Below are 263 nucleotides of genomic sequence, written 5' to 3' on the forward strand. Positions count from 1 at the left end.
GTCAGTCGATGTAACCGACAGCGTCGTCGCCGTCAATGAGCCCGTGCCGGTTTCGTTGATGGTGTAATTCGTTCCGGCGCCATCATGTCCGCTTACATTCAAAGTGGCGGTGCCACCCGCAGATAGTGCATTGTTTATTGATATCGATGTACCGGCAGCCACGCTATTGGACGTCAACGACAAGTTACCCGTGAATGATGACGCACCCGTTGTGACGATAGTCCCACCGTTTGTCAATGAGAAGTTGTTGACGTTGGAAACTG

At 52.1% G+C, this 263-nt stretch carries 1 protein-coding gene; it reads right to left on the reverse strand.

The features are described from left to right. A partial coding sequence (locus tag ACZ3HH_RS30415; RefSeq protein ID WP_465810344.1) for a hypothetical protein occupies positions 1–263 on the reverse strand: 263 nt, incomplete at both ends.

This window comes from Pseudomonas sp. PME37.24/025, assembly GCF_055556615.1.